Source organism: Mycobacterium parascrofulaceum ATCC BAA-614 (genome assembly GCF_000164135.1).
Taxonomy (GTDB): Bacteria; Actinomycetota; Actinomycetes; order Mycobacteriales; family Mycobacteriaceae; genus Mycobacterium; species Mycobacterium parascrofulaceum.
Genome location: NZ_GG770556.1, coordinates 311,837 through 319,628, shown reverse-complemented (window position 1 = coordinate 319,628; position 7,792 = coordinate 311,837). Strand labels below are relative to the sequence as shown.

Below are 7,792 nucleotides of genomic sequence, written 5' to 3'. Positions count from 1 at the left end.
CCCCGGACACGTCAGGGCCCGGAAACCTGTTGGGCGGGATGCCCCTGGCGGGCGTCGGCGGAAGTTCGACCGGCGCCGGTCCGCGCTACGGGATCCGTCCCACGGTGATGGCCCGCCCGCCTTTTGCCGGATAACGCGACGACCACACCACGGCAGTTTCGGCCGAGATCCGTTTCAGCGCACAGCCGTTCGATTGACCCACGGGCACTGCACCATTCTCAGGGACGGCTGGGCGCCATCCGTGTCCGCAGACACTTCCCGACCAACAGGCCACACTCGAATGCCTCTACTTAATCACGCGGTCACTGCACCTGACCGGGACCGGACAGAAGCGATGGACCATGCACTCAAAAGCGGCACTGAACGCCTTCGCGATCACCTTCGCCGACCGCATGGGGAAAATCGAAATACCTAACCGAAGATGCCGCTTACACCGTAATCTGATGGACCCCGATGGCCCCCTTAGCGCGATCGCGGCGAACGGGACGATCACATATCTGGGGATGTCGATGTAGTCGGCCGCCAGGGTGATGCCGATGAATTCGGTGACCAGGGTCAGAAAGTTCAGCAGGAACAGGTCACCGACGGAATACCAGCCCCAGCCGCGGCCGAACCGTTCATTGATCAACCGGGCGTGTCCGACCCCGGTGACCGCACACCGAGGCGGACCACCATCTCCTGGTTGACAATCAGCACCGGGATCAACAGCAGCACCTGCACCCACAGCAGGCTGTAGCCGTAGTTCTGTCCGGCCTGCACGCAGGTCGAGACACCTCCGGCGTCGTTGTCGCCCACCATCACGATCAAGCCGGGCCCGATGATCGCCAGCATGGTGCTAGGCGGATTTTCAGGCTGCGCGGACGGGCGGTGTCGCTGAGGCTGATTCGGCCCAGTGCACCTTCGATGTCGCCGATGTGAGCGCTGTCGAGCACCGCGGTCCCGTGAGATGCCTCCAACACCGCGTCGGAAGCGGGGCGGTCCAAGATTGTCATAGCCAGTCTCCCTCGCTGCTCATTGAGCTCACGTCTTCGCAACCGGGCGTCGCCCGGGCACTCGTCGACGCCCGTCATCGGGAAGGGTGGCCTTGAGCACGTCACCGACGGTCACCACGCCCATCACCTGAGCCTCGTTATCGACGACTCGGCCCCGGCTGTGATGCCGGTAACCAGCGGGTAGGTACCTGCACCGCGAAGGCGGACGGTGATGTCGTCAACCGGGCCCGCCGCCTCGCCGGACTGCGTCACCAGTGGTGCGCCCAACAACTGTGACAGATGTATCAACGATCCTGTGACACTAAGTTCTCGGGTCTCGATCGCCGGCGTGTTCATGGATCCCTCCTTGGCACAACGTGTGGATCAGTGGTGGGTGGTGGTAGCACAGGAGCGGAAATACGGCTGCCGCGCTGGGGGTTAGGCCCAGCTGGAGCCGACGGCGCTGTCGGTGCTGGCCATGTTGGAACCGGCCGTTTGTACTTTGCAGCCATGGGCGTTGGCCTGCTCGTGGATCACCTGGAAGTTGCGGCCCAATTGGGTGATGAACTCCTGGCAGGCGGCCGAGCCCGCGCCGCCCCAGAAGTCTCCGGCGGCAAGCACATCGCGGATGATGGCCTGATGCTCAGCCTCCAGGCCGGCGGCCTGGGCGCGGATCAGTGCACCGTGGGCGTCGATGTCGCCGAACTGGTAGTTGATCGTCATCGGTGTTCTCCTAACGGGTGAAAAGCGGTTAGCGGCAGAGGATCTGCTGGGATGCCTGCTCTTGGCCCTCGTAGTTGTTGGCGTCGCGGATGAGTCCGTCGCGCACCTCGTGCAGCATGATGACGATGTTGCGAAACGCCTGGTGCATCTGGCCCAGGGTGTCGTAGGAGGTGGCCTGAGCGGTACCGCTCCACCCGGCACCGGCAATGTTTTGCGAGGATGCCCACATCTTGCGGGCTTCGTCCTCCACGGTCTGGGCGTGCACTTCGAAACGTCCTGCCATCGAGCGCATCTCGTGGGGGTCGGTCATAAAACGCGTAGTCATCGGAATGTCTCCTTACCCAAAAAAAACTTCGAGTGCCATACAAGCGGTGAATCGTGGCTGGACGGTTTATGCGGTGCATAGCCGCCGAACTGAGTGTCACCAGCCGATTCCCCGTATCTGCTATCCCGCGACGGGTGAGCGCGCCATTACGGTGAGCCGGAGCCCGTATTTGGGAGCACTGCCTAGGTGGTTTCCGGCCGTGCTCGTCATCGGCATGCCGGGCATCATGGGCATCACACCTCCCGGAGGCGCGGCTAACGGTGTGGCGCCCAACGCTGAGGTTAGAGCGCTTGTCGGTGGGGCTAGCGCGGTCCAGCTCGCGGGCACCGATAACGGGCCGATCGACGCGGCCTGACCCAGGGCCGCCGATGCGCCGCCGCCGGAGCCCAGGCTTGCCAGACCCAAAAGGCCTCCCAGGGGGCCGGTTGTGACAGCTTCTCCGATCGCGTTCCCCGCCGCACCCCCGGCCGCGCCGGCGCCCAACAAACTCGTGAAGGCACCCAAAGTGTTACTCGGCGTGTAGAACCCGGACGAGAAGATGGTGTTCCAGATATTCGCGTTGGGCCCCCACTGGTTCCAGAAGTCGTTGAGCTGCGAATTCCCAGACCCAGACCCAGACAGCTGGCCAAGGACTTCCGAAAGTCCCGACGTCGACGACGAAGACGATGCGACCGACGCGGGTGACGCGAGGCTCTGCAACCTCGTGGGCACCGCGGAAGTCAGCTGCGACAATGCCGTCTGCGTGCTCGCACCTGCCGACGTATCGGTGGCCTGGCTGACTGCAGCGGCCTGCCCCGCCAGCCCCACGGCATTCGTCGTCTGTTGTGGCGCGGTGAACGGCGTCACCTTCGACGCGGCCGCCGAAGCGGCAGCGTAGCCGTACATTGCGCCTGCGTCCTGGGCCCACATTTCGCTGTAGTGAGCCTCGGTGGTCGCGATCGCCGGCGTATTCTGTCCGAGCACGTTGGTCGCGACCAATAAGGTCAAAAGGCTACGGTTGGCCGCGATTGCAGGTGGGGGCACCGTCATCGAAAACGCGGTCTCATAGGCACCCGCGGCTGCGGTGGCCTGGGTGGCGGTTTGTTCAGCGTGCATCCCAGTGGTGTTCATCCAGGCGACAAGAGGTGTTGCGGCGGCCGCCATCGAGATCGACGCCGGGCCGCGCCAGCCTTCGCTGCTCATTGCCGCGATCGCCGAGCTAAAGGAGGTCGCCGCCGAACGCAGTTCAGCGGCCAGCCCATCCCAGGCCGCGGCGGCGCTAAGCATCGGCGTCGAGCCCGCGCCGGAATACATTCTTGCGGAATTGATTTCCGGCGGCAACGCGCCGAAGTCGATCATGACAGTCATTGCTACACACTTCCTTTAGCTGGCCGCGATTGTGTTGATGGCCTCGGTAGCCGCGTACGAACCGGCGCTGACCGCCAGGGTCCGCACGAACAGGTCATAAGCTGCTGCGGCTTGTGCGCTCACCGCCTGATACATCTGGGCATGCGCAGCGAACTGGACCGCGGTCAGCGCCGAAACCTCGTCGGCGCCAGCAGGAATCACACCTGTCGTAGACCTCGACGCGGCCGCGTTCTGGACGGCGAGCGCCGACCCAATCCCACGCAAATCATTGGCTGTTGCCGCCAGCATCTCTGGCTGTGCGGTCACAAAAGACATCGGACTTCTCCTCAAAGGGAATGCAGACTAAAGCTGGGGTTGTGGGTAGTGGCACGCCAAAACGACACACGCCCACGAAATGGACATGTGCGGCTATTAACCGAAGCGGCGCAAGCCGATTCAGATAACGGAAACGGTACCGGGGCCGGATCCGAACGAAATGCTCATCGGACTCGGATAGGGACTATCACCGCGACTCATCTCGCTCTCACCTCCTCACGGCCAGGGCACACGGGGATGCCGACACTCGCACACAGGGATAAGGCGACCCGGCGATTCAGCCAAGCGCGGCACCCCTCTCGTCAGAGCTTTGGCACCACACGGCGTATCCGGCTGACCCAGAAGCCACTTGGGCTCAACCCTTAAGCCGGGAAGAGCTGTCCTGACCCGGGGCGTCTTTCGACGTTCGAGGTCAGTGGCCTATATCCGTGCAGACGCCTCACCTAGCGAGGTGCATGCAAACGTCATCCTGGCACTCAAGGCAACACCCGTCAACCCGCCGCTTTGACTCACCAAAAATGCCCGCATAACCCTTCGTTGCCGCAAGGAAAAATGCTGCCCGCGAGGTGGCGTGTTGAAGCGGCGAAACCGGGGCGGCGCAGTAGGCCCGGACGATGGGATTGACGGTAAGTGAACGCCAGCATTGCACCGGGCCTTTACTAGGCCGTGCTGGGTGTGCCGGCTGGCAAGTCGCTGGCGCTGATGCTGGGCAAGGTGGTGAGGATCCTGCGGCGGTTCGGCGCGCTGGACATCGATGACGACACCGGGGCGCTACTGAGCGCCATATCGGCGGCCATCGATTGCCCTGTGGCGCCCGAAAGCAAGGAGGACGAATGAACGGACCGCTCACGCGACCGAACCGAAGTCATGCAAACAGCCAAACCTGCGCGCGCTACGTTCAATCCGATTCGTGAAGTGAGCTAGTGGTGAGCAAGCGCTGAACGAGCCGTGACAAGTTGGGCACATATTGTCGTAGCACGGCTTTCGGCGACGACATCGTTGCCGCGCGGTGCTAGCTTCGGGTTTGTCATGAGAATCGACATCGCCGATCCGAGAAAGCTGCGATCTCGTTTGGTCGCGGTAGCAGCCGCAGTATGGTTGATGTCGTGGATGGTAATGGTCGGCGCACACCACCACGAAAACACAACTAACTCAACGAATCCGGAAATCGTTGCCGGTGAAGCGCTAAATTCGATTAGATCGTCGCAAGTGGTCAAGTATCAGATTCCGCCTGACCATGCGCATGCTGAGAGAGATTCGTCGACACACCACGACGACCAGTGCATGACCGCCGCCTTCACCCCGTCCGTGGCCGCGTTGGCGACTTTCGGCGCCGCTGTCAGCCCAGTGGGTGGGGCGGGATGGTTGGCCCGTCCCGCGTCGGTGTCGGGGCGGGGTCCGCCCGCCGCGCTTGGAATGCGTTGCGCCGGTCGACATCTGTTGACCCGGCTTTGCTTGTCTCGTCGCTGATCAGTCATTTCAGGCCGCTGCGCTTCCGCGTGGCCGGCCGGTGAACGTTTCTTACCAATTGTCGCGTGTCGCGCGCTAATGGAAGTGACGATCAAGTGACTGACGTTATTCACTGTGGCAACGATCTATACTGCTGCCTACCTGTTACCGGCGCCCGGGCGCGGTCCTGCTGGCGGCGCAGGCCTGCCACCTATGGGCGGCCGGGTGTCTTGGCGGGACATGCTGCGGTGCTGACAGTCTCGGTGTCCCAGGGTATTACGGACCGTGGTTTCTGGGCGAAGCTTGACGGCTTCGACCCAGTAGGCAGCATGAAGGAATTCCTTGCCATGCACATGGCCGAGAAGGCGCCCGCCCGCGGCGCGTTGCTGCCCGCAGCGCGGATCGCTGAGTTGGCCTGCGGCAGCCTGGGGTTAAGACTCGCTTTGGCGGGCCGGGCATCTGGGCATCCGGTAATGGTTGTCACCGCTACCGCGAGGAAACCCATCATTCGACGCATACCTGCTGCCTACGCCGCCGACGTTGTCCTCGTCGACGCACCGGACCCGGTTTGTAGATGGCGGCAAGCCCGCAAAAGTCGGATCGCGCAGTCGTTGGCCACCGATCCCGGTGCATGGAATGGCGATCACTGCAACACTTGTGACAACGTCGTTGAGCATCAATCGCGGGCCTTCGAATTGCTCGTCCAGCACGGCGAGATTGATGTGCTGGTGTGCTCAGCGGGTACCGGCGACTATCCGGCCGGAGTCGTGCGACCGCTAATTCAGCAGAGCGAGCAGGCGCCGAAATGCACCTCGGTTCTGCAAGATTGGCGGATCGCCCTGGACAACCCACCTTTCCTGCTTCTTCGCCGCGGCGATGATCGGTTCATATGCATTGATCTTCCATGTCGACCTCGCCCTGTCGTCTGCAGGCATCGGTACTACTACCACCACGGTTCAAAGTTGGCTTGTCGCGGGGATGTTCGCCATTTCAGGTGTAATGGCCGTCGCCGGCCGGTTGCAGATCACCCGTTGGTTCTCCGACAGGTGCGGTTGTTGGACCAGCTTGTCTGTCGGTTTAGCCATACTAGCTGTGTCGTATGTGCCGCTGATGGCCCTGCGCGCCAGTCAGGGCTTAGCGACGTCAGCGGCCGTCGGAGCACTTGTAGTTTCCGCAGCGCTGCCCGCGCTCGGTTCCGCCGCGGTGGTCCGGTTCGAAGTACCTATCGTAGTTACTTCTGCCGGCGACCGGTTAGTAACAGCACATTACCGGTTCTGCAACGCCGTCGTCGGAATCGAACCCCTGGTCGGCAATTTCGCGACAGGGGCGATCTTCGGCGCGCGGCTACGTCGGGGCCATACCGAAATACTTTGGACAGCAGCATTTGTCGTGGCCTTGCTGCAGTATTTGCGCCCAATCGCCTTCGTGCCGGATAGCGGTCACCAAACCGGGATCGCGTGAACCACAACAGTGACCATGGCCTGTGTTGCGGCGCAGGAAGTCAACACCGAGGAAAGAGGGGGACACAACTCATATGGGGAAACGAACGGGAATGTCCGACAGAGCACGTGTAGCCGGGGATCTAGCCCCCAGCCGTTTCGAGAGGATGCGACCATGACCGGACACAGCCACGCCCACGGGCATGGGCATACAACCGATGCTGACCGGCGGTGGCTGGCCGGTGCCCTGGCGGTGATTACCGCATTCATGGTCGGCGAAGTGGCGGTAGGCATCGTTGCCCGATCGCTCGCACTGATCTCGGATGCGGCGCACATGCTTACCGACGCGGCCTCAATCGCGTTGGCGCTGTGGGCTATCGGGCTGGCAGCACGGCCCGCAGCGGGCCGTATGACCTACGGTTGGCGACGCGCAGAAATCTTGTCTGCGTTGGCCAACGGCCTGACTTTACTCGTATTGGCGGGGTGGCTGGCCTATGAGGCGGCCCGTCGGCTGATGGACCCGCCCCCGGTCACCGGCAGGCTGGTGCTGGTGACGGCACTGGTCGGGGTCGTGGTGAACGTCACCGCGACGTGGATGATCAGCCGCGCCAACCGCTCCAGCCTCAACGTCGAGGGCGCTTTCCAGCACATCCTCAACGACCTGTTCGCGTTCATCGCAACGGCAGTCGCCGGCGCGGTGATTGTGTTCACCGGGTTTGCGCGTGCCGACGCGATCACCACGCTCGTCGTGGTGGTGGCATTGATGGTAAAGGCCGGAACGGGATTGGTGCGTGCGGCAAGTCTGGTGCTATTGGAGGCCGCGCCTCGCGGAATCGAGCCCGAAGCGATTGGACAGGCTATGGCGGCACACGACGCGGTGCTCGAAGTTCACGACCTGCACGTGTGGGAAATAAGTTCAGGGCAACCAGCGCTATCGGCGCACGTGATCGTGAATGCGGACCGCGATTGCCATAACACCCGCGCCGAGTTAGCGCAGTTGCTGGCGCACACGCACGGAATTTCACACATCACGCTGCAGCTTGAGCACCACAAGTTAGGCGGCCTCAACGAACACGGTTTCGCGGGCGCATGCGCGCCCTGCGCAGACACCCACGGGCCCACCCACCGCTCGGCTAACAAGCAAGCCCATGATCCCGATTCGGACACGAAAGGCATCAGCTCCTCGTCGTCGTCGCATATCCGCGGTTAGGGATGGACTCGTT

The 7,792-nt window shown here is 62.8% G+C and carries 9 protein-coding genes, 4 pseudogenes and 1 riboswitch; of the genes and pseudogenes, 7 read left to right on the top strand and 6 right to left on the bottom strand.

What is annotated here, in order from left to right; all coding sequences use genetic code 11:
• Together HMPREF0591_RS31265 and HMPREF0591_RS32495 are read left to right on the top strand one after the other, a co-directional pair.
• Positions 1–134, top strand: a 134-nt coding sequence (locus tag HMPREF0591_RS31265; protein WP_425270230.1) for a PPE family protein, SVP subgroup, incomplete at its 5' end; no start/stop codon positions are given.
• 123 nt (positions 135–257) lie between these two features.
• Positions 258–392 (top strand): annotated as a pseudogene (locus HMPREF0591_RS32495) (IS256 family transposase); the annotation flags it as partial.
• 71 nt (positions 393–463) lie between these two features.
• Here HMPREF0591_RS32495 and HMPREF0591_RS31260 read toward each other — a convergent pair.
• The 6 genes and pseudogenes from HMPREF0591_RS31260 to HMPREF0591_RS21330 form a co-directional block, all read right to left on the bottom strand.
• Positions 464–992: pseudogene (locus HMPREF0591_RS31260) on the bottom strand (divalent metal cation transporter); the annotation flags it as partial.
• A 153-nt stretch (positions 993–1,145) separates the two neighbouring features.
• A pseudogene (locus HMPREF0591_RS34060) lies at positions 1,146–1,328 on the bottom strand (magnesium transporter MgtE N-terminal domain-containing protein); the annotation flags it as partial.
• Positions 1,329–1,409: 81 nt separating this feature from the next.
• Positions 1,410–1,694 carry a WXG100 family type VII secretion target gene (locus tag HMPREF0591_RS21345; RefSeq protein WP_007170740.1) on the bottom strand — a complete coding sequence of 95 codons (285 nt, stop codon included), beginning with the start codon at positions 1,692–1,694 and terminating at the stop codon, positions 1,410–1,412.
• 28 nt (positions 1,695–1,722) lie between these two features.
• On the bottom strand, positions 1,723–2,019 hold the full coding sequence (locus HMPREF0591_RS21340; protein WP_007170739.1) for a WXG100 family type VII secretion target: 297 nt from the start codon (positions 2,017–2,019) through the stop codon (positions 1,723–1,725).
• 120 nt (positions 2,020–2,139) lie between these two features.
• Complete coding sequence (locus tag HMPREF0591_RS21335; protein WP_007170738.1) at positions 2,140–3,366, bottom strand: PPE family protein; 1,227 nt, start codon at positions 3,364–3,366, stop codon at positions 2,140–2,142.
• Between the two features lie 15 nt (positions 3,367–3,381).
• Positions 3,382–3,681: a PE family protein gene (locus HMPREF0591_RS21330; RefSeq protein WP_007170737.1), complete on the bottom strand. Its 300-nt coding sequence runs from the start codon at positions 3,679–3,681 to the stop codon at positions 3,382–3,384.
• A 287-nt stretch (positions 3,682–3,968) separates the two neighbouring features.
• Positions 3,969–4,139, bottom strand: a riboswitch (M-box (ykoK) riboswitch).
• Positions 4,140–4,347: 208 nt separating this feature from the next.
• Between HMPREF0591_RS21330 and HMPREF0591_RS32490 the strand changes: the two genes are divergently transcribed.
• The 5 genes and pseudogenes from HMPREF0591_RS32490 (at position 4,348) to HMPREF0591_RS21325 (ending at position 7,779) form a co-directional block, all read left to right on the top strand.
• Entirely contained in the window at positions 4,348–4,518 is a 171-nt protein-coding gene (locus HMPREF0591_RS32490) for a hypothetical protein (RefSeq protein WP_007170736.1), read from the top strand.
• A 192-nt stretch (positions 4,519–4,710) separates the two neighbouring features.
• Positions 4,711–5,151 (top strand): putative copper homeostasis (lipo)protein LpqS, encoded by a 441-nt coding sequence (gene lpqS / locus HMPREF0591_RS34815; RefSeq protein WP_482805247.1) that lies wholly within the window; start codon positions 4,711–4,713, stop codon positions 5,149–5,151.
• A 308-nt stretch (positions 5,152–5,459) separates the two neighbouring features.
• A pseudogene (locus tag HMPREF0591_RS34055) lies at positions 5,460–5,876 on the top strand (pyridoxal-phosphate dependent enzyme); the annotation flags it as partial.
• 130 nt (positions 5,877–6,006) lie between these two features.
• The gene (locus HMPREF0591_RS34050; protein WP_244269059.1) at positions 6,007–6,591 is read left to right on the top strand and encodes a hypothetical protein; all 585 of its coding nucleotides are present in this window, start codon (positions 6,007–6,009) and stop codon (positions 6,589–6,591) included.
• A gap of 153 nt (positions 6,592–6,744) precedes the next feature.
• Positions 6,745–7,779 (top strand): cation diffusion facilitator family transporter, encoded by a 1,035-nt coding sequence (locus tag HMPREF0591_RS21325; RefSeq protein WP_007170730.1) that lies wholly within the window; start codon positions 6,745–6,747, stop codon positions 7,777–7,779.
• Positions 7,780–7,792: the final 13 nt, after the last annotated feature.